The 19,739-nt window shown below is 70.3% G+C and carries 17 protein-coding genes and 1 pseudogene; 5 read left to right on the top strand and 13 right to left on the bottom strand.

Going from position 1 to position 19,739, the window contains the following annotated elements; translation table 11 throughout:
* Positions 1–1,440: pseudogene (locus ACIBL3_RS06930) on the top strand (hypothetical protein); the annotation flags it as partial.
* Positions 1,441–1,600: 160 nt separating this feature from the next.
* Here the strand turns inward: ACIBL3_RS06930 and ACIBL3_RS06925 are convergent.
* Positions 1,601–1,726, bottom strand: coding sequence for a hypothetical protein (locus tag ACIBL3_RS06925; RefSeq protein ID WP_396352285.1), 126 nt, complete (start codon positions 1,724–1,726; stop codon positions 1,601–1,603).
* Between the two features lie 726 nt (positions 1,727–2,452).
* On the opposite strand from ACIBL3_RS06925, the gene ACIBL3_RS06920 reads away from it, so the two are divergent.
* Both ACIBL3_RS06920 and ACIBL3_RS06915 read left to right on the top strand, forming a co-directional pair.
* Positions 2,453–3,475 (top strand): glycosyltransferase, encoded by a 1,023-nt coding sequence (locus ACIBL3_RS06920; RefSeq protein ID WP_396352284.1) that lies wholly within the window; start codon positions 2,453–2,455, stop codon positions 3,473–3,475.
* A gap of 19 nt (positions 3,476–3,494) precedes the next feature.
* Positions 3,495–4,661 (top strand): hypothetical protein, encoded by a 1,167-nt coding sequence (locus tag ACIBL3_RS06915; protein ID WP_396352316.1) that lies wholly within the window; start codon positions 3,495–3,497, stop codon positions 4,659–4,661.
* On the opposite strand, the gene ACIBL3_RS06910 is transcribed toward ACIBL3_RS06915, so the two are convergent.
* Positions 4,632–5,201 carry a TIGR03086 family metal-binding protein gene (locus ACIBL3_RS06910; RefSeq protein WP_396352283.1) on the bottom strand — a complete coding sequence of 190 codons (570 nt, stop codon included), beginning with the start codon at positions 5,199–5,201 and terminating at the stop codon, positions 4,632–4,634. The two genes, ACIBL3_RS06915 and ACIBL3_RS06910, sit on opposite strands and share 30 nt — an antisense overlap.
* Before the next feature lie 72 nt (positions 5,202–5,273).
* On the opposite strand from ACIBL3_RS06910, the gene ACIBL3_RS06905 reads away from it, so the two are divergent.
* Positions 5,274–6,215, top strand: coding sequence for an aldo/keto reductase (locus ACIBL3_RS06905; protein WP_396352282.1), 942 nt, complete (start codon positions 5,274–5,276; stop codon positions 6,213–6,215).
* 9 nt (positions 6,216–6,224) lie between these two features.
* A complete protein-coding gene (locus tag ACIBL3_RS06900) occupies positions 6,225–6,572 on the top strand; it encodes a YciI family protein (RefSeq protein WP_396352281.1) in 348 nt (115 codons plus the stop codon).
* 4 nt (positions 6,573–6,576) lie between these two features.
* Here ACIBL3_RS06900 and ACIBL3_RS06895 read toward each other — a convergent pair whose 3' ends face one another.
* The 11 genes from ACIBL3_RS06895 to ACIBL3_RS06845 all read right to left on the bottom strand — a co-directional run bounded on the left by ACIBL3_RS06895 (position 6,577) and on the right by ACIBL3_RS06845 (position 19,722).
* On the bottom strand, positions 6,577–6,951 hold the full coding sequence (locus tag ACIBL3_RS06895) for a cupin domain-containing protein (RefSeq protein WP_396352280.1): 375 nt from the start codon (positions 6,949–6,951) through the stop codon (positions 6,577–6,579).
* A gap of 16 nt (positions 6,952–6,967) precedes the next feature.
* Complete coding sequence (locus ACIBL3_RS06890) at positions 6,968–8,125, bottom strand: VWA domain-containing protein (RefSeq protein ID WP_396352279.1); 1,158 nt, start codon at positions 8,123–8,125, stop codon at positions 6,968–6,970.
* The gene (locus tag ACIBL3_RS06885) at positions 8,125–10,302 is read right to left on the bottom strand and encodes a DUF5682 family protein (RefSeq protein ID WP_396352277.1); all 2,178 of its coding nucleotides are present in this window, start codon (positions 10,300–10,302) and stop codon (positions 8,125–8,127) included. Before ACIBL3_RS06885 ends, ACIBL3_RS06890 begins: the two co-directional genes overlap by 1 nt.
* A complete protein-coding gene (locus ACIBL3_RS06880; protein WP_396352275.1) occupies positions 10,299–11,381 on the bottom strand; it encodes an AAA family ATPase in 1,083 nt (360 codons plus the stop codon). The genes ACIBL3_RS06885 and ACIBL3_RS06880 overlap by 4 nt, the downstream gene beginning before the upstream one ends.
* Positions 11,378–12,781 carry a DUF5691 domain-containing protein gene (locus tag ACIBL3_RS06875; protein WP_396352274.1) on the bottom strand — a complete coding sequence of 468 codons (1,404 nt, stop codon included), beginning with the start codon at positions 12,779–12,781 and terminating at the stop codon, positions 11,378–11,380. Before ACIBL3_RS06875 ends, ACIBL3_RS06880 begins: the two co-directional genes overlap by 4 nt.
* The gene (locus ACIBL3_RS06870; RefSeq protein ID WP_396352272.1) at positions 12,778–14,076 is read right to left on the bottom strand and encodes an SWIM zinc finger family protein; all 1,299 of its coding nucleotides are present in this window, start codon (positions 14,074–14,076) and stop codon (positions 12,778–12,780) included. Before ACIBL3_RS06870 ends, ACIBL3_RS06875 begins: the two co-directional genes overlap by 4 nt.
* Positions 14,077–14,161: 85 nt before the next feature.
* Entirely contained in the window at positions 14,162–15,058 is an 897-nt protein-coding gene (locus tag ACIBL3_RS06865; RefSeq protein WP_396352270.1) for an amidohydrolase family protein, read from the bottom strand.
* 4 nt (positions 15,059–15,062) lie between these two features.
* Entirely contained in the window at positions 15,063–15,953 is an 891-nt protein-coding gene (locus tag ACIBL3_RS06860) for an SDR family oxidoreductase (RefSeq protein ID WP_396352269.1), read from the bottom strand.
* 30 nt (positions 15,954–15,983) lie between these two features.
* Positions 15,984–16,718, bottom strand: coding sequence for an SDR family oxidoreductase (locus tag ACIBL3_RS06855; protein WP_396352267.1), 735 nt, complete (start codon positions 16,716–16,718; stop codon positions 15,984–15,986).
* A gap of 94 nt (positions 16,719–16,812) precedes the next feature.
* Positions 16,813–17,745, bottom strand: coding sequence for a LysR family transcriptional regulator (locus tag ACIBL3_RS06850; RefSeq protein WP_396352266.1), 933 nt, complete (start codon positions 17,743–17,745; stop codon positions 16,813–16,815).
* A 12-nt stretch (positions 17,746–17,757) separates the two neighbouring features.
* Complete coding sequence (locus tag ACIBL3_RS06845; RefSeq protein ID WP_396352264.1) at positions 17,758–19,722, bottom strand: amino acid transporter; 1,965 nt, start codon at positions 19,720–19,722, stop codon at positions 17,758–17,760.
* Positions 19,723–19,739 lie beyond the last annotated feature (17 nt).

Here is a 19,739-nt window from a genome sequence, read left to right as displayed (position 1 = left end):
ACCGCCTCCCTGCAGCGCCGCCGCGCCGACGCGGTCGGCATCATCGCCGACCCCCGCTACACCGAAGAACTCCTCCACCAAGCCCACCAACTACTCGCCAACACCCCGGCCGCCGCCGACACCGCCGCCCCGTCAACGACCGGCACGGCAACGGCCGACACGGCAACCAGCCGGACCACCGCCCCACCGGCCGCTCCCACCACCCACCCCAGCCCAACCCCGCCCGCCACCCCAACAGCTGCCGACGCCACGACTCCGGCCCCAACCCGCAACACCGATGCTCCCAAGGCACAGCACCCTACCCCGCCGCCCACCACCCAGACGACCGGCGCCCCCACCGGTCCAGCCACGCCCCCAAACCCCGGCGCTCGTCAAGCGCACGGCAGAGCCCCGACAACCGCTCCCGGCAGCACGCCCGCCGCTGGTCCTGTGCTCGACGGCGAGACAACGACCGCCGACGTGCCTCCTGCTCCGACCAACCCGTCGCCAGCCGCGACTGGCCTGGTGCTCGACGGCGCGACGACGACCGCCGACCTACCTCCTGCTCCAACCAACCCGTCGCCGGCGGCCGCGTCCGCGCGGGTTGCCGAGCGCGGCGCTGGCCGCAGTACTGGTCATGGTGATCGTGGAGGCTTTAGACCGGGTGGCGATGACCAGGGTGGCTGGTCGGGTGACGACGGCCTGCTGATCGACTGGGGCGAGCCGGGGCCGGAGGACGAGGCCGATCGGGACGCGCCGCATCCCGGCGACAGCGAACTGCCCGACCCGCTCGACGCACCGTACCGCGAGGCGATCGAGCCGTTCGAGCCAGGGCTGCGCCTCGACGACGCCGTGGATGGGGAGCCGATGGATGCTGCGGCGCGGCGGGTGCTGCAGGCCCGGCTTGCGCGGATTCGGCGGGACGCCCACACGGACCCGGGTTCGGGCCGGGCGGCGCGGCCCGGGCAGACCGAGATCTACGTGCACCTCACCGACCACACCCTCGCCACCGGCACCGGGGTGCTGCGCGCCGAAACCATCGGGCCGCTGCTCGCGACCCAGCTCGCCGAACTGATCGGGCACGGCCCCTACACCGTCAAGCCAGTCATCGACCTCAACGACGCCGTCAGCGTCGACGCCTACGAGATCCCCGACCGGATCCGCGAACGCACCCGGCTCACCCACCCGGTCGAACTGTTCCCCTACGGCTCCCGCGAAACCCACCCAGCCATGGACCTGGACCACATCCAGCCCTACGACCCCCTCGGCCCACCCGGCCAAACCAGCACCAGCAACCTCGTCCCGCTGCGCCGGTTCCCACACCGGATCAAAACCCACGGCCGCTGGCAGGTCCGCCGCCTCAACCCCACCACCCTGGAATGGACCACCCCGAACGGCTTCACCTTCCACGTCGACCCGACCGGCACCCACCCAGCACCCCACCCCCACCCGGACACCTAACCGACCCAGACACCTGACCCACCCAGACACCTGACCCACCCAGACACCTGACCGACCCGGACACCTGACCCACCCACCTGAACCACCCTGCCCCCCGAGGACCTGCGGGCATGCGTCACTCTCCCGCCCGCAGGTCCTACGCCCGTGTCACCCGCAGGTCCTACGGCCATGTCAGCTGAAGCCGAAGCTCGTCCAACCGCTCGATCACACCGGGTACGGCCAGACGGGTGCGATGGCGGCGGCCGTAGCGGTAGCGACTGCTCCACGCCTCCGCCACGTCAGGCACGAATCGGTGTCTGCTGACCAAGGGCAGGCCTGTGCAGGGTTCCCGCAGCACGACTCTGGTGTCCCTGTTGCACGACTCTGGTGTCCCGATTGCATGACTCTGTTGTCGCCGGCTGCCTCGTCCCGGCTGACAGGCATCCGCTGGCGAAGGTCGTGGTGTCCCAAGTCGGCACACCTTGCCAGCGCCAACGACGTCGCCTCGAATACCCGTCCGTGGTTGTACCGCGAAGGCGGCTCCACACCGGACGGCACGGGGGCAGCGCCGTGGACGGTGATGCGCCGACCCCGCTCTCTATTCCGAGGGCTTCGCTCAAGGGGCACGCGTCGGCGACAGCGCGGACCGGGTCGATGAAGCCGGTAGTGGGAAGCCGGGTTGGCGGGATCGGGAACGGGCGCCGGAGCGGGCGCGGGAGCGGGAGCATGGCGCGCGGCCACGAGGAGCGGGCGTGATGGACGCTTGGGTTCTCCGCGACTGCCGTCACGCAGCATCCCGCATCGACCTCAGTCCCCCGCGAATCCCGATGCGAAGACACTCGGATCCCGATCGGCGTACACCCGGTCCATCCCACGCCGCGCGCCGCAGGACGCGCCCAAGGACAGGGGCCGGGGAGCGGTGTCTGACGTATCGGAGCACTCTTCAGAGCGTGTTTCCGGGGTGTGAATTTGGGGTTGGGTGCGGGTGGTCCGGATGGCTGGGGGTTGGTGGGGACCGATAGTCTCGGGCGCCATGAGCACCAGCGTCGCCATCGCGGTCATCACCTTCCGGCGACCTGCTCTCTTGCATGGGCTGCTGACCAGCCTGCAGGCCCAGGAGCTTCCCGAGGACTCGGATTACGCGATCCGGATCGTGGTGGTCGACAACGACGCGGAGGGTACGGCGGCCGCCGTCGTCCGGGGATTCGACCAGCCGAGGTATCCGATCGAGTCGGTGGTCGAACCGGAGCCCGGAATCCCCTTCGCCCGCGAGAAGTCGGTGGAGTTGTGCTGGAACGACGACGCGCTCGTCTTCGTGGACGACGACGAGGTCGCGCCGCCCGGCTGGCTGGCGACGCTGCTGCACACGTGGGAGACGTCCGGCGCCGACGTTGTCACCGGCCCCGTGAAGGGCAACCTGCCACCCGGCGCCCCGCCCTGGAACCACTACAGCGACGTCCACGACTCGACCGGCAAACACACCACCGGCGAGGAGCTGCGCAAGGCGTACACGAACAACACCCTGGTCAGCCGGCGCGTCTACCACTCGATCACGCCTGGATTTCATCCCGCGTTCCGCTACACCGGCTCCAGCGATCTGCACTTCTTCCTCCGCGTGCACCGGGCCGGATTCCGGATCGTCTGGTGCGAGGAGGCGTGCATCGCCGAGGAGGTCCCGGCCGGGCGGACGACGCTGCGCTGGCTGGTACGGCGGGCGTTCCGGTCCGGCAGCGGGGACACGATCAGCCGGTTGCTGATCCGGCCGGGTGCGGTCAGCTACCTGCTGGTGCTGGCCTATGCTTCGGCCCGGGTGGTCTCGGCGATCGGGTACGCCCTGGCCGGGCTGCTGCTCGGCCGCAAGACGCACCTGCTGAAGGCTGTCCGCCGGTTCTTCTCAGGCGTCGGCAGCCTCGCGGGGATAGTTGGGATCAACCATGACGAGTACCGGGAACGGCACGGGGCCGAGCACTGGCCCGACGGTGGCGAGCCTGTGCCGGGCGATCTGGCAGGTGGAACGGGACCTGAGTCTGCTCGACTGGCGGATCGGAGACGTTAGCCCGTGGCCCGTGATCCGGATGCGGGTCTTCCATGAGCTGACCCGGCGCAGCGGGATCCACGGCGCCTCGCATCCGGTACGACGGACGCCGTACGAGAAAGCGCGGTTGGTCGGCCGGCATGTGGCCGGCCTGGTCACGCGGAACCCGTTCCTGGGCTCGTACGACGCGATGGTCGTGCCGCACCCGCGGAAACCGGGCGGTGTCGAGATCTACACCGATGAGCTCCGCAATGCGCTCGGCACCAGCGCGCTGGTCCTCGACTCCGGGATCAACGGCACCCCGCTCCCCGGCAGCAAGAACCTCGACTTCTTCACGTCAGCCGCCGGCGCCGTGCACAAGCGTCACGCAGACGATCGCGGCATCACCGAGGCCCTCGAACGGCTGACCGGCGTCCGGGTGCCCGTCGGCGCGTTGCTGGCGCGGGAGATCCCGAAGCACGTGAGGCTGCGCGGGCTCTATCGCGCCCTGCTGCGGAAGCACCGGATCCAGACTGTCTACGTCGTGGTCGCGTACTTCCACCAGCACATCGTCGGCGCCGCCCGCGACCTCGGGATCCGGGTGGTCGAGCTCCAGCACGGCGCGATCAGCCCGTTCCACCTCGGCTACAGCTACCCCGGCCGCCCGGTGGTGGCCGACCAGCCCGACGAGCTCTGGTGCTTCGGTTCCTACTGGACCGATATCGCCGACCTCCCGGCCGGGATGAGTACGTCGGTGATCGGGGCGTCGTACCTGCCTCAAGCCACCGAGAAGGACCCCAAGCTGGCGGTTTTCCTGTCGCAGGGCACGATCGGCGCCGAGTTGCTGCATGTGGCGGAGTCGGTCGCGAAGGAGCACCCGGAACTCGATGTCGTGTTCCGGCTGCACCCGAGCGAGCGGGCGTCGGGCTACACGATCCCGGACGTCGTCCGGTTGTCCACAGAAGGCAGCACACTCGAGTTGCTCGCCGGCGCGACGTACCAGGTCGGCGTTTCCACGACGGCACTGTTCGAGGGGATGGCGCTCGGCTGCCGTACGGCGGTGGCCAACCTCCCCGGCCACGAGTACCTCGACCGCCCGATCGCCAGCGGCCACGCCCTGCTGATGACCAAGCCGGCTGAGCTCACCAGCGCGCCGTTGTGCCCGGCGCCGGAGACGTACTACGCGCCGAGCGACCTCTCACGGCTGACGGCCGATCATGCCGAGTAGCCGGTCCTGCAGTGGCGCATCAGGCGGGACCGGGACCTCGGGTCCGTAGACCTCGATGCCTTCGCCGAAGGCTCCCGGCGTCCGGAGCTTCTCCATCACGTCGGGAGGTACGGCGGACGCCGTGGCCCACAGGAGTTCGACGTCGTCCGGATCCATCGTCTCGTCCTGCCCGGTCGCGCGGGCAAGGTCCCAGCCGTGCAGGACCAGGTCGTCGGAGATCACCTGGTCGATGTGCTGCTCGGTCGTCAGCCGACCGGACGGCGTGTCGGTCTCGGTGAGGGCGAGGACCGGGTCGTCGAGGACGTCCTCGACGGCCGCGCGGGCCTCCTGGAACGCGGTCAGCGAGTCGCCCGCCGGCTCCAGCGTCCGGGCCACCGGCATCAGCATCACGCCGTGCATCATCACGATGTGGTCCACCACGTCCTTGGCCGTCCACTTCTCGCACGGCGACTGGTTGTCCCACTGGTCCGGCCGAACCGCGGCGACCTTCCGCTCGAACGCCTCGGCCCGCCGCCGGTACCGCTCCGCGATCTCACCCATCCCCGCATACTGCCGTGTCGGCCGCCGACGTGAAAAGGCGAACTGTCGGTGGCGGCTTCTAGGGTCGGCGGCATGCGGACTGTGGAGCTGGGGCGGACGGGGTTGCGGGTGAGCAGGCTGGGGCTCGGGCTCGCCTCGATCGGGGGGATGTTCGCCGCCGTACCGGAGCCGGAGGCCGTGGCGACCATCGACCGGGCCTGGGAGCTGGGGATCCGGCTGTTCGACACCGCCCCGGTGTACGGGTACGGGCTGTCGGAGCAGCGGGCCGGGATCGCGCTCCGGGGGCGGCCGCGGGACGAGTTCGTGCTGTGCAGCAAGGTCGGGCGGCTGATCGAACCGGGCGGTCCGGACATTCAGCCGATCTGGGCCGAGCCGCCGGCCGGTCTGGGGCCGCGGCTCGACTACTCGTACCGCGCGGTGATGCGGTCGTTCGAGGAGAGCCTGGGGCGGATGGGCATCGACCGGATCGATGTCCTGCACATCCACGACCCGGACCTCGACTACGTGACCGCGTCGACGGACGCCCTGCGCGCGCTCGCCGAGCTGCGGGGTCGCGGCACCATCCAGGCGATCTCGCTGGGGGTGAACCACGCCGACGTCGCCGCCCGCTTCCTGCGCGACAGCGGTTCGAAGGGTCCCGACTGCATCCTGCTGGCCGGTCGCTACACGTTGCTCGACCAGTCCGGCGCCGAGGAGCTCCTGCCGCTCTGCGAGAAGCTCGGCGTCGCCGTACTCGCGGCCGGCGTCTTCCAAGGCGGCGTACTGGCCGAGGGCGCCCCACATGGCCAGGAGGCGCTCCCCAAGGACCTGGTCCGCCGGATCGAGCGCCTACGCGAGCTGAGTCGCCGGTACGACGTCCCCCTGCTGGCCGCCGCCGTCCAGTTCCCGCTGGCCCACCCCGCCGTACCAGCCGTCGTCGTCGGCGCCCGCAACCCCCAGGAAATCACCGAGGTAGCCGCCTGGCTCGACCACGACATCCCCTCAACGTTCTGGGCAGAGCTGGATCGGCACTAAAGTCGGCTCATGCGGTACATGCTGCTTCACAAGACGAATGACAGCCTGGAGGCGGGGAATCCGCCGGATCCGGAGATGCTGGCCCGGGCGGATGCGGTGCTCGAGGAGATGCGGCAGGCGGGGGTGCTGCTGGTTGCCGAGGGGTTGATGCCGAGCTCGCGCGGGGTGCAGATCACGTTCCCGGCGCCGGGTGAGGAGCCGCGGGTGGTCGACGGGCCGTTCGCGGAGACCAAGGAGCTGATCGCCGGCGTCTCGATCATCCGCGTCGAGTCCAAGGACGAGGCGGTGCAGTGGGCCCTCCGGTTCGCCGAAGCCGACCCCAACACCCCGATCGACATCCTCGAGCTGGCCGACTGAGCCGTCAACGCCCCGGGGGTGCGTCCACGTTGACGGTGGGGATGCCGCCGCCGGCGCGGGCGATGATGGCGAGCGAGGGTTCGCCGGTCGGGTTGCTCTCCCGGTGCACGGTGAACGACGGCACGTGGACGAAGTCGCCCGCGACGGCGTCGAGGTAGTCGTCGTACCCCTCGAACTCCAGCCGCAGCACGCCCGACACGATGTACAGACTGGACTCGTTCCGGTCGTGGTGGTGCCAGCCGGACACCGCCCCGGGCGCCGTCACGACCTGACCGGCCCAGAGGATCGGCAGCTCGAACGCCTTGGTCCGGAACATCCCCGGCGTCGGATCCGCCGCGATCAGCTCACCGGCCCGAATCACCCGAACAGGCTCAGTCATACCGGCATTGTCCCACTCAGCGGCCGAGATACTTCCCGGCCCACTCCGTGATGTCCTCACGCTTGATCGCCGCAGCCATCAGGTCCGGGAACAGGTCGGGAGTGCAGGCAAAGGTCGGTACGCCGAGGTCGGCGAGGGCCGCGGCGTTCTCCGCGTCGTACGACGGAGTCCCCGAGTCGGCCAGGGCAAGTAGAGCGATCAGCTGGACACCCGACTCCACCAGCGAGCGCGCCCGTCGCAGCATCTCCTCGCGGACACCGCCCTCGTAGAGGTCCGAGATCAGCACCATCACCGTCTCGCCGGGTTTGGTGACCAGGTCCTCGCAGTACGCGAGGGCGCGGTTGATGTCCGTGCCACCGCCGAGCTGCGTCCCGAACAGTACGTCGACCGGGTCCTCCAGCTGATCGGTCAGATCGACCACCGCGGTGTCGAACACGACCAGGCTCGTCCGCAGTGTGCGGATCGATCCGAGCACCGCACCGAACAGCGACGCGTACACCACCGACTCCGCCATCGAGCCCGACTGGTCGATCGCGAGCACGATGTCGCGCTGGACGCTGTGGTTGCGCCGCGCGTACCCGACCAGCCGATCCGGGACGATCGTGCCGAGCGTCGGCGAGAAGTGCTTGAGGTTGGCCCGGATGGTCCGGTCCCAGTCGATGTCCGAGTGCCGCGGCCGACCGGTACGCCCGGCCCGGTCGAGGGCACCGGTGACCGACGCCCGGGTGCGCTCCGCCAACCGCTCCTCCAACGACGCGACGACCCGCCCGACCACGTCGCGCGCGGTCTGTTTGGTCTCCTCCGGCATCACCTCGTTGAGCGCCAGCAGCGTGCTGACCAGGTGGACGTCGGGCTCGACCGCGCCGAGCAGCTCCGGCTCCATCAGCATCCGGGTGATGCCGAGCCGCTCGACGGCGTCCCGCTGCATCACCTGGACGACCGTGCTCGGGAAGTATCGCCGGATGTCACCCAGCCACCGCGCCACCCGCGGCGCCGACGATCCCAACCCCGCCGCTCGCTGCGTGCCGCCGGACTCGCCGGGCGTCGTGTCGTACAGCGCCGCCATCGCCGCGTCGACGGAGCGGTCCTCGGCGGACAGCGTCGTACCGATCTCGTCCTCGGCTTCGCTACCGAGCACGAGTCGCCAGCGGCGCATGCGTTCGTCGTCGGTCATCAAACCCCCAGCAACTGCGCGACGACGGGCAGGGCGGTCGCGGCCAGCTCGGTGTCGAGGTCGTTGTCGTCAGCAAGAACCACGGCGGCAGGATCGCTCAGCGCACGGGCCCGGGTGCCGATCGATCGCCGCTCCGGCGACGCGAAGGTGCCAAAGGTACGGCGAAGCAGCGGCAGCACCTCCACGAACGCGTCGGCCGGAACCGCCGCGAGCCACGCATCCACCAACGCCAGCAGTCGCTCGTCGTGCACGAGCAGCAACCCGCCACCGGCCAGGAACCCCTCGACGTACCCGGCGGCGTCGGCGGTCGGCGTACCAGGCGACAACGCCCGCCCCAGGCGCAGGGCAACCTCGTGATCGGGCAGCCGCGACGTGTCGAGCATCAACCGGGTCAACCGCCCGCGGATCAACGGCGGCACGGACGACCGATCACTCAACCCTTCGAGCGTCGCCAGCCACTCCGCCCGGACGTCCTCGGCCAGCAGGACAGTCGCGTCCTGCACCCCGTCGATCAGCTCCTGTACGGCGGCCGCCGCATCCGGATCGAGTCCGTGCACCGTCCGCCCGAGACCGGCGCAGACTCGGGACACCATCCGGCCGGCGACCGCGGCCAGCCCAGCCGTGTCGGTGCCGCGCACGTCGCCGTACCGCGAAGATCGCGCCAACGCCGGCAGCGCTGCCATCAAGTGACCGACATCCGCATCAGCGGCCGCTCGGGTGTCGACACCGCGCAGCATTGAGGGCAGCGCGTCCGCGAGATCCGCCAGGAGCGACTTCTCCAGCGCGGCGGTCACGTCCGCGAGGGTGGACGACTCGTCGGCGACCTGCAGCATCACGGTCGTCGCGGCGCCGAGGACCGTCGTGCCGTGCGCACCCGCGGCGACCAACTCGACCTCGAGCCCGGGATCCCAGGTCAGCCGCCAGATCTCCCGGAACGTGCCCTGCGCCCGCCGCTCGTCGGCGGTCGGCACGCCCCAATGCACCCCGAGGATCCGCAGCCGGTGCAGCAGCCGCGACTTCTCCAGGTCGTTCGGCTTCCGCAGGTCGAGCTCGACCACCCGCTCGGTCGCGTCCCGCCGCATCCGCAGCCGCCGTGCCTGCGCCGCCAGGTCCGCCGCGACCGGTGCCTGCGGCGTCTCGCCCGGCACCGACCCCAGCAACTCGCCGACGACCGCTTCCCTGGTGACAAGGTCCAGCAGTACGTCGTTCCCGCCGCACAGCACGGCCCGGGTCGCCTCGGTGACCTCGCTCAGCCCGGCCAGTGGCCGCTCCCGCAGCGCAGCCAGGGTGTCCGCGAGCCGGACCGCTTCGATCACGTGGGCGCTGGACACCGGCAGATCCTGGGATCGCAGCACCTGCGCGACCTTCGACAACCAGCGCGCGGTGATCTGGTCCGGTGCGGTGAACAGGTGGTGGTACCAACCGGGCGACGTGATCCCGGCGCCATAACCTGAAGACGCCGCGAGCCGCCCGTGCGTCCACGGGACCCAAGTACACGCGACCTTCCGCTTCGGCAGACCCTTCAGGATCCGCTGGTCATGTGTTGCCGGGGGCAACGGGACTTCCAGCGCCGGCACGTGCCACGCGCCGCAGATCACGGCGATCCGCTCGAACCCATCCCGGATCGCCTTCCGGATCACCGTCCGCATGTAGGCCTCGCGCTGCGCCTCCCGGCCGGTCGCGTCCTCGCCGTGCCGGAGCTCACGCATCGCGTCGGCGATCACCGTGAACGGCTCGGCGCCCTCGCGCCGGGACTCGATCACGTCATCCCACCAGCGTTCGGGATCGTCGTACCCGCCCGCGTTCGCCAACGTAGCCAACGGATCGATCGACAGCCCACGCCGCCCCTCACGACCCGACGAGGCGAACTGATGGGCAGCAGGCAGATCGCAGAACCGCACCGGTACGCCGGCTCCGAGCGCGTACTCGATCGCCTGCCACTCCGGGCTGAACACCGCGAACGGCCAGAAGGCGGCCTTGGTCGAGTCGTCCACCGCGTACGCCAGCAACGCGACCGGCGGAACCATCTCCTCCGACCCGGCCAACGCGACCACCTTGTCGGCTTCCGGCGGCCCCTCGATCAGCACCACGTCCGGCCGGAGGTCCGCAAGCGCAGCCGCGACCGCGCGCGCCGACCCCGGCCCGTGGTGCCGAATCCCCAGCAGGTGAACGGTCATCCGGTGATCTCTCGGCAGGCTCGGTAGAACGGCGCCCAGTCGTCGCGTTCCCGGACCACGGTCTCCAGGTACTCCGACCAGACGACCCGGTCCGCGGACGGATCCTTGATCACCGCCCCGACGATGCCGCCGGCCACGTCGGTCGGGCGCAGTACGCCGTCGCCGAAGTGCGCCGCCAGCGCGAGCCCACCCGTGACCACGCTGATCGCCTCGGCAGTGGACAGCGTGGCCGACGGCGACTTCACCGCGGTCCGCCCGTCCTCGGTGCGGCCGGAGCGCAGTTCGCGGAAGATCGTGACCACCCGGCGGATCTCGTCCAGCGCATCGTCCGGCTGTGGCAGCTCGAGCGCCGTCCCGAGCTGCGCGACCCGGCGGGACACGATCTCGACCTCGTCGTCGGCCGAGTCGGGCAGCGGCAGGACGACGGTGTTGAACCGCCGCCGGAGCGCGCTCGACAGCTCGTTGACGCCCTTGTCGCGATCGTTGGCGGTGGCGATGACGTTGAAACCCTTGCGGGCCTGGACTTCGGTGGCCAGCTCGGAGATCGGCAGCGCCTTCTCGGACAGAATCGTGATCAGCGCGTCCTGCACGTCGGACGGCATCCGGGTGAGCTCCTCGATCCGCGCGATCTTCGCCTCGGCCATCGCCCGCTGCACCGGGCTCGGCACCAACGCCTCCTCACTGGGGCCTTGGGCAATCAATTGGGCGTAGTTCCAGCCGTACCGGATCGATTCCTCGGCGGTGCCCGCCGTACCTTGCACGAGCAGGGTCGAGTCGCCGCTGATGGCCGCCGCGAGGTGCTCGCTGACCCAGGTCTTCGCCGTCCCCGGTACGCCGAGGAGCAGCAGCGCACGGTCCGTCGCCAAGGTGGCCACCGCAACCTCGATCAGCCGGCGCGGACCGACGTACTTGGGTGAGATCTCCACGTCGCCGGCGCGTCCGCCGAGCAGGTACGTGACGACCGCGGACGGTGAGAGTTGCCAGGCCGGCGGGCGCGGCCGGTCGTCGGCTGCCGCGAGCGCGGCGAGTTCACCGGCGTACTCCTCCTCGGCGTGCGGGCGCAATACCTCTGTGCTCATGACAGCTCCTCGTACAGTACACGGCGGAAGGTCAAGGTCTCGACCAGCCGGCGTCGCCAGGTGTCTTCCTCACCGGTCGGCTCGCGGGTGATCGGATGGTGCAGTACGTCGGGCGGCACGGCCCGAGCCGCGATACTCGCCAACCGGGCCGAGCTCCGCGCGGTGCCGGCGGCCGCCAGTTGGTCCAGGATCATCGAGCCGAGCGACGCCGGCCACGGCACCGGCAGCCCGCCCACCAACTCGGCCAGGTCGATGGTTTCCTGCAGCGCCTGCACCGCCCGAACCCATTCCTCGGCAGGCACGATGCGCAGCAGCTCGGCCGCGCTGCGAGTCCCGGTCGAGGCATTTGCCTTGAGCAACTCACGAGCCCAGGTCTCCGACCGCTCCCGTACGGCGGCCTCGGCCCACGCTGCCTGCAGGATCTCCGGAGCACACCCTTCGACGGGCATCCGGAGCCAAGCGGGATCCATCTCCGTGAGCGGAGTATTCGCGACGATCTGCAGGAACCACCACGCGCGTTTGCCGACGCCCTCCGGGACCTGCGAGTCGAGACCGTCGCGTTCCATCGACGCGCTGAGGCGTTTGGGCAGGTCGACCGCCAGGACGCCTTGGCTGACGACCAGGTGTGACCACATTCGCTCGGCCATCCGGTCGCCGTACCGCGATCCTGGGAGCCGGGCGAGCAGGCGGGCCGCACCTCGGCGGACGTCCTTGGCGCGATCGTCGAGGGCTGCTTCCAGGAACTCCTCGTCGTCCAGTGCCAAACCGTCGGTCAGTACGGCGAGGAACTCGGCCCGGGTCGCGGCGGACTCGGTCGGCCAGACCTCCCGCAGCGCTTCAAGTGCGGCGCCGGGTTCCTGCCGGCGCGTCGTGCGCAACCAGGTCCGTCGCTGGAGCGCGTTGCCGTGCGTCCACAACGCGATGTCATTGCTCTCGGCAACCGCCGCGTGGAGGAACTTCCACTCCGGGTTGAGGTCGGCCAGCCAGGTCGCTCGGCGTCCGGCCGCGGCAATGACGAGCGGCCGGTACTCCGCGCGGTGGCGGGCGAAGTCGGCCAACGCCGGCAGGTGTTCCGGCGGCACACCCCATCCCCGGGCATCGGCCGCGCGCAACCACTCGGCAAGCGCGGTCGTCTGGAATCCGCCGAGCATGGCGGCCAGCCGACGGATCGCGACCGGCCGGGGCAGCGGACGATCCTCACCAGGGGCCGCGGGCAACGGTTCGAGCTCCCGCAACGGTTGCCGACCCGCGCGCTTGTAGACGGTCGCCAACGCGGCCGCATCCAGCAGACCGCCGTCGCCCAGCCGCTCCTGGATGTGCTCCGGCAACTCCTCGAAGTGCACCGGCCGCCGATCGGTCCCGAGCAGCGCCGAGCTGACCAAACCGTCCCAGCCCTTCACACGATCACCGGCCGGTCGCCGTGCCAGCACGTCATCGGCCGGAAGCCGGCCCGGTTCCACTCACCCGCGACCGTGACCGGATCACCGGCCGAGACCGCGAGTAGCTTCACCGGATCCAGGCCGGGCAGGATCTCGAGCCCGTCACCGGCGGCGTCGACCAGCGCCCAGCCCTCGCCGTACCGGGCCGGTCGCACTTCCTCCAGGACCAGCGGCCAGCGTTCGTTCCACGGGTCTGCGGCGACGGATTCGACGTACGACGCCAGCGCCTGACGCGCGGTGAGACCGACGGGCCGGGGCGCGGGCAGGCGTGGAGCGGTCTGGGTCAGCAGCGCACGCATCGGGAGGGCACCGGGGTAGAACGAGAGCGCGCCGGGGACGTACTCGCCCGGGCGGGCCGGTAGTGGGTCGAGCGGACGCCCGGCAGCGGCGAAGGTCAGGATGAGGCCGAGCCGACCGGTTGTTGCTCCGCGCAACCAGACGCGGCGGACCGTCAGCCGGTCGTCGGGCTCGATCACCCGGCCGAGCACCAGCCAGTCGTCCTCCACCTTCTCGCCCTCGGCCAGCACCCGCGCGGTCTCGACCGTCCAGCCGATCCTCGATTGGACGGTGTCGGCCAGCGAAGGCGGGAGATCGGCCAGCCGCCCGTGCGCGGACACGACCAAGTGGATGAGTGACAGCTCCTCCAGCAGCTCGCCCGGCCAGCCGTGACCGCGGCCGACGACGCCGGCGGCACGCCGTACCGCTCCGGCGACGCCCGGTGCCTGCGCGTCCACCATGCGCGCAGCGAGGCGGCTCAGCTCGCTGTACGCCCGCTGGTCGAAGCCGCCCAGCCCTTCCCGGACCTGATCGTCGAGCCAACTCGCCAACTCGGCCATGCCCGCCGAGACCCGATCTGCCCGCCTCGACGCGCGCTGCTGGGCGGCCAAGGGGTCGGCGACCTCACCCGGCTTCCGCTCGGGTCGCTCGGCCCGGGCGGCGCGCTGGTCCACCCAGGTGTTCACCCACTCCGGCTCATCACCCGACCGGACCTCGCCGGTCGCCCACAGCAGCATCAACCCCAGCGCATGCTTACAGGGGGACTTCCGGCTCGGACAGGAGCATTTGTACGCCGGACCGCTCAGGTCGACCGTGGTCTGGTACGGCTGCTTGCCACTCCCCTGACACAACCCCCAGACGGCTCGCTCGGAGGCGCCGGACTCAGGCCACTTCGTCGTACGCGCCTGGGCCTGGGCTGCCTTCGCGGACGCAGGATCCGGCGCCAACCCCAGCACCTGATCCACATCCCACGGCCCCACGGCACTCCTCGCTCGACGACACCTCTACGCCGAGAGCATGCCACCCACCGCCGACAGGCCGATCATCACCCACCGGGGTCTCACGTCAGCCGCCGAGCTCAGCGCCGACGAGGCGGAGTGCGTTGGCCTGAACACGCTCTCGCCAGTCGCCGGATCGAGCGTCCAGCGCCGCGAACTGGTGCCCCACCGCGTCGGCAGGCGTGAAGCAGTAGTCGCTGCCGTAGAGGGCACGGTCGCCTGTGACTGCGTGCGGGGTCCCGGCGACGTCGTACCAGAGGTTTTCCAATTGGGGGGTGATGTTGGGCTGGGAGTCGGGGGTGTAGGTGCGGAGGAAGTGGTCGAGGCGGTCGCCTAGCAGAGGCAGGACGCCGCCATGCGCGACGATGAAGTCGATCGCCGGGTACCGCGTGAAGATCCCGGTCAGCGCCAAGTCGGTGACGGCTCGGGCGCTGTCGAAGAGGAACTCGATCATCGGCCGTGGGCGGTCCAGCGCCACCTGACGCCACTGCGGCGGTGACGTCGGGTGTAACAGCACCACTTCCGACCTGGCGTTCAGCGCACGCCAGAGCGGTTCCCACGACGGCTCCCCCGGATACAGTCCGCCCGCGTTGCTCAGGAGTACGACGCCATCCGCGTGCAGGACGTCGTACGCGTATTCCAGCTCGACCAGCGCGCCCTCGACGTCCGGCAACGGCAGGCTGGCGAAGAACCCGAACCGCCCAGGGTGGTCCCGGCCCAACTCGGCCGCCGTCTCGTTGACCCGCCGCGCGAGCACCTGGGCCCGGAAGTCGTCGCCGAAGTGGACACCGGGCGACGACACGGACAGCAGCGCGGTGTCGATGCCGTTCCGGTCCATCACCTCGAGCTGGCGGCGGACAGACCACTCCGGCCAGCCGGGCATCCCGTCTGGCCGAAGGTGTCCCGCCCGCTCCGCCGCGGCAACGTACTCCGGCAGCAGGAAGTGAGCGTGGATGTCGATCACCTCATCACCCGACCGGGTGGAGCAGATCCTCGAGGCCGATCCGGCGGAGCAGCTCGGTGCGGACCCGGTCGGCGACCGCGTTCACCACGGCCGCGCCGTCGTCGGAGGGGTCGATGTGCACCCGGAACGGGCGCCGGCCCTTCTCGGTGCCGACCACGGTCACGATCGCCTTCGCGACCTCGGCGACGTCGGCCCACTCGGGCTCCAACTCGGCGAGCTTCTGGCTGACCTGTTCCATCAGGCCGGCGTACTTCGTCTCGTACGCCGTCACCACGTCGGCGTCGGCCGGCGAACCGCTGTGCGCGAAGTGGTTGGTCCCGTGGGTGAACGCACCCGGTACGACGATCGTGGTCTCGATCCCGAACCGCGACACCTCCAGCGCGTAGCTCTGCGCGAGCGCGTCCATCGCCGCCTTCGCCGCGAAGTAGGGCGCCAGGTACGGCGGGGTGCCGCCGCGCGTGCTGGAGCTGCCGACCCACAACAGCAACCCGTCCTGCTGCTCCCGGAGCTTCGGCAGCGCGGCCCGGTTCAGCCGCTGCGTGCCGAGCACGTTGGTGTCGTACAGCTCGGCCAACTGCTCCGGCGTGAACGCCTCAGCCGGACCGGTCACCATGTGTCCCGCGTTGTGGATCAGTACGTCGAGACGCCCTTGCTCACTGATCACGGTGTCGACGGCCTGCTGGGTGGAGGCGTCCGTACTGATGTCGAGCTCGACCGGACGGAGGTCGACGTTGTGCTCGGTCGCGTACTGCTTGGCGTCGGCCGCTGCCGTCGCGTTCCGCCCGGCGAGGTCGCGCATCCCGGCGTACACGATGTGTCCGGCGTCGGCGAGGGCGCGGGCGGTGAGGGCGCCGAAGCCGCTGGAGGCGCCGCTGATCAGAACTGTCTTGCTCATGGTCGTCGTCCTTTCAGTACAAGGGGGTGGTCAGGCGGCCGAGCCGCCGTTGGCGTAGATGACCTGGCCGTTGATCCAGCGCGCCGGGCCGGCCAGGAAGGCGATGATCTCGGCGATGTCGGAGGGCTCACCGAGGCGCTCGAGCGGCGGCTCGGCGGCGATTCGGTCGATCAGCTCCTGCGGCTTGCCCTCGAAGAACAGCCGGGTCGCGGTCGGGCCGGGGGCGACGGTGTTGACGGTGACGTCGCGGCCGCGCAGCTCACGGGCCAGGATCAGCGTGATCGCCTCGACGCCGCCCTTGGTCGCGGAGTACGCCGAATAGCCCGGACGAGCCAGCTTGGTCAGCGAGCTGGAGACGTTGATCAGGGCGCCGCCCGAGCGCAGCCGCCGTACTGCCTGCTGGTCGACGACGATGGTGCCGCGTAGGTTGGTCCGCACGACGCGGTCGAAGACGTCCAGGTCGAGGTCGGCCAGCGGGGACAGCGGCATGATCCCGGCCGCGTTCACGACCACGTCGACGCCGCCGAACTCCTGCTCGGTCCGGTCGAACAGCGCCGCCACCGCGGTCTCGTCGGCGACGTCGGCCTGCACCGCGATCGCCCGGCCGCCGGCCTGCTCGACCTCCTTGACGGCTTCTTCGGCCGCGGCTTGATGACCGGCGTACCCGATCACCACCGCGTAGCCCTCGCGGCCCAGCCTGTTCGCCGCCTCCCGGCCGATCCCGCTCGAACCACCGGTGACGATCGCGACTCGCTCGTTGCTCATTGCCCTGCTCCTTCAGATCTTCGATGTCTTGCTGACACCAAAGATCTTGCTGCTGGCAATGCATCAAGTCCAACGAATCAACTCGATGGATAGATCAATTCTGTTGATCCACGTCCGCGCCGAGCTCGGTGCCCGGTGGGTGCTGGAGGTGGGCGCCGACGAGGCCGAGGAGGGCCCGGAGCGCGGCGGACGGTTTGCGCTTCTTCAGCGTGGCCAGGTAGAGCGTCCAGCGGAACGACTCGTCCGAGACCGGGATCGCGCGAATCGAGTCGATCTCGGCGACGGCGTACCCCGGCAGGATCCCCAGTCCCACACCGTGGGCGACGAACTGAACGCCGCCCTCGATCCCGAGCGCCTCGACCACGACCTTCCGTTCGATCCCGGCCACCTCGAACTTCTGGTCGATGAGCGTCCGCGTCCCGGACCCCGGTGGGAAGTCGACGAACGCCTCGTCGGCCAGGTCCGCGAGCGTCACCGACCGCCGCCGGGCCAGCCGATGACCGACCGGCACCGCGAGCACCTGCGGGACCCGCAGCAACTCCCACGTAGTCAGGTCGCGCGGCGCGCTCCCGGCAGCGACGCCGAGGAACCCGCAGTCGATGTCGCCGTTCCGCAGCCCCGCGATCACCCCGGCCGATCCCTCGGCCTCGGCCCGCAACTGGAGCTCGACGTTCGGATACCGCCGCCGGAACTCACCGGCCGCCGCCGGCAGGTCGATCAGCCCAAGCCCAGGCAGCAACCCGACGCGCACCGACCCGCGCATCCCCGCACCGAGCTCGTCGACGACATCACGAGCACCCTGTACGGCGTCCATCACGGCCAGCGCTTCCGGAAGAAGCGCCGTACCCGCCTCCGTCAGCACCACCCGCTGGGCGCTGCGCTCGAACAACGTGACCTTCAGATCGCGTTCCAGCGCGGCGATCGCGGCACTGACCGCGCTCTGGACCACATGCAGCCGCCGAGCGGCCAGCGTGAAGCTGCGCTCATGCGCGACCGCCACGAAGTACTCCAACTGCCGCAACTCCACGAGGGCAGTCTGTCAGCCCACGTGCACCCAGGGCCGTTTCGACCGGACCGGCTCGGCGCGCCGCAGCACCTCACGGGTCACCGGCGGTACGTCGCCCTCGCCGGAGATCAGGTACCGGAACAGGAAGTAGAACGGATTGCCCTCGGCCCAGGCGAAGTAGATGTGCGGCATCACGTCCCAGTCGTCGCGGATCTTCAGCGACAGCGCCGCGATCGCGTTCGCCACACTCGGGCTCTCCACCTTGAGGACCGAGTACCCGTGCCGCTCCTCGCCGGACACGTCGAGCTCGGTCTCGAACTGCGACGCGTCGGTCAGCGTGACCTCGAGGAACACGATCGGCAGGCCCTCCGGCAGGTTCCGCACCTCGCGCTGCTCGGCCTCCTTGTCCTGGTACTCGGTCTCGTCCCGCTCGTTCGGCTCGTTCGCGATGATCCGGAGCTCGCCGTCGACTGCCGCCGCCTCGATGATCCGGCGGGCGTCCGCGTCGAACCGGACCTCGGTCGCGCGCAGCTCCAGCGACCGGGTGGCCCGGGAGATCAGCGAGGTCACGATGATCGCGATGATGAAGAAGGACGCGATCTGGACGCCGTCCGGGCGCTCGATGATGTTCGCGATCGTGGTGTAGAGGAACACCACACTGATCACGCCGAACCCGACCGTCTTCGCGCGCTGCCCCTTCCGTCGCGCGGACAGCGTCACCGCCACCGACGCGGACAGGATCAGCACGAGTACGCCGGTCGCGTAAGCGCCACCCTGGGCGTCCACGTCGGCCTTGAACAGCAGCGTGATCACGAACGCGATCACCGCGAACACGAGCACCAGCGGCCGGGTCGCGCGAGCCCAGTCCGGGACCATGCCATACCGAGGCAGGTACCGCGGCACGATGTTCAGCAGGCCGGCCATCGCCGAGGCTCCGGCGAACCACAGGATCAGGATCGTGCTGACGTCGTACACGGTGCCGAAGACGTTGCCGAGGTGCTCGTGCGCCAGGTACGCCAGCGCCCGCCCGGACGCCTCGCCGCCGTCCTCGAACTCGTGCTCCGGGATCAGCACGATCGTGGTGAAGCTGCTGGTGATCAGGAAGCCGCTCATGATCAGAGCGGCGGTGGTGAGCAGCTTGCGGGTGTTCCGGATCCGCTCGGCCGGGTGCGCGGGGTCGTCGCCGGCTCCGCCCTTGACCTGCGGCATCACCGCGACGCCGGTCTCGAACCCGGACAGGCCGAGGGCGAGCTTGGGGAACACGACCAGCGAGATGCCGATCATCACCCAGATGTTGGAGTGCTCGGTGACCAGCAGGCCGCGCCAGTTCGTCACCAGCTCCGGTGCGGTGATCACGTTCCAGAGAGCGTCGCCGACCACGATCAGGTTGAGCCCGAGGTAGACGACCACCAGGACGACGGCGATCCCGATCGCCTCGCCAAAACCGCGCAGGAACACGCCCGCGAGCAACGCCAGCAGGACCAGGGTGATGACCACCTCCTTGCCCTCGAACCAGTGCGGGACGTACGGGTTCTCCACCACGTGCGCGGTGGCGTCGGCGGCCGACAGCGTCATCGTGATGATGAAGTCGGTGGCCATGAAGCCGAGCAGCACCAGGATGGTGAACTTGCCCTTCCAGCGGCCGAGCAGCCGGTCGAGCATCGCGATCGAGCCCTCGCCGTGCGGGCTCTCGGCCGCCACCCGGCGGTAGACCGGGAGCGCCCCGAGCAGGGTCAGCAGCACGAGGATCAGGGTGGCGAGCGGCGACAGCAGGCCGACGGCCGCCGCGGCGATCGCGGGCTGGTAGCCGAGGGTCGAGAAGTAGTCGACCCCGGTCAGGCACATCACCTTCCACCAGCGGTGGGTCGGGTGCGGAGCCGGGCGGTGCGGCCCGGCGTGGCCGGTGGGCCGGTCGTGCAGCAGCCAGGCCACGAACCGTCCGTGCCGTGGCGGGGGCACGCCAACCGTGTCGTTCTCTTGCGTTTCTGTCGCCGCCACGGCGCGCAGCCTACGTA

This window comes from Kribbella sp. NPDC050124 (assembly GCF_044460355.1).
In the GTDB taxonomy this organism is placed as follows: Bacteria; Actinomycetota; Actinomycetes; order Propionibacteriales; family Kribbellaceae; genus Kribbella.
The sequence above is the reverse complement of the archived record's forward strand: the minus strand, read 5'-3'. Positions and strand labels throughout refer to the sequence as shown.

Coding starts and splice junctions, on each gene's coding strand:
- ACIBL3_RS06860 (WP_396352269.1), bottom strand. CDS start 15,953: ATGAGCAAGACAGTTCTGATCAGCGGCGCCTCCAGCGGCTTCGGCGCC.
- ACIBL3_RS06885 (WP_396352277.1), bottom strand. CDS start 10,302: ATGACCGTTCACCTGCTGGGGATTCGGCACCACGGGCCGGGGTCGGCG.
- ACIBL3_RS06880 (WP_396352275.1), bottom strand. CDS start 11,381: ATGAGCACAGAGGTATTGCGCCCGCACGCCGAGGAGGAGTACGCCGGT.
- ACIBL3_RS06900 (WP_396352281.1), top strand. CDS start 6,225: ATGCGGTACATGCTGCTTCACAAGACGAATGACAGCCTGGAGGCGGGG.
- ACIBL3_RS06915 (WP_396352316.1), top strand. CDS start 3,495: ATGCGGGTCTTCCATGAGCTGACCCGGCGCAGCGGGATCCACGGCGCC.
- ACIBL3_RS06920 (WP_396352284.1), top strand. CDS start 2,453: ATGAGCACCAGCGTCGCCATCGCGGTCATCACCTTCCGGCGACCTGCT.
- ACIBL3_RS06910 (WP_396352283.1), bottom strand. CDS start 5,201: ATGGGTGAGATCGCGGAGCGGTACCGGCGGCGGGCCGAGGCGTTCGAG.
- ACIBL3_RS06905 (WP_396352282.1), top strand. CDS start 5,274: ATGCGGACTGTGGAGCTGGGGCGGACGGGGTTGCGGGTGAGCAGGCTG.
- ACIBL3_RS06895 (WP_396352280.1), bottom strand. CDS start 6,951: ATGACTGAGCCTGTTCGGGTGATTCGGGCCGGTGAGCTGATCGCGGCG.
- ACIBL3_RS06855 (WP_396352267.1), bottom strand. CDS start 16,718: ATGAGCAACGAGCGAGTCGCGATCGTCACCGGTGGTTCGAGCGGGATC.
- ACIBL3_RS06890 (WP_396352279.1), bottom strand. CDS start 8,125: ATGACCGACGACGAACGCATGCGCCGCTGGCGACTCGTGCTCGGTAGC.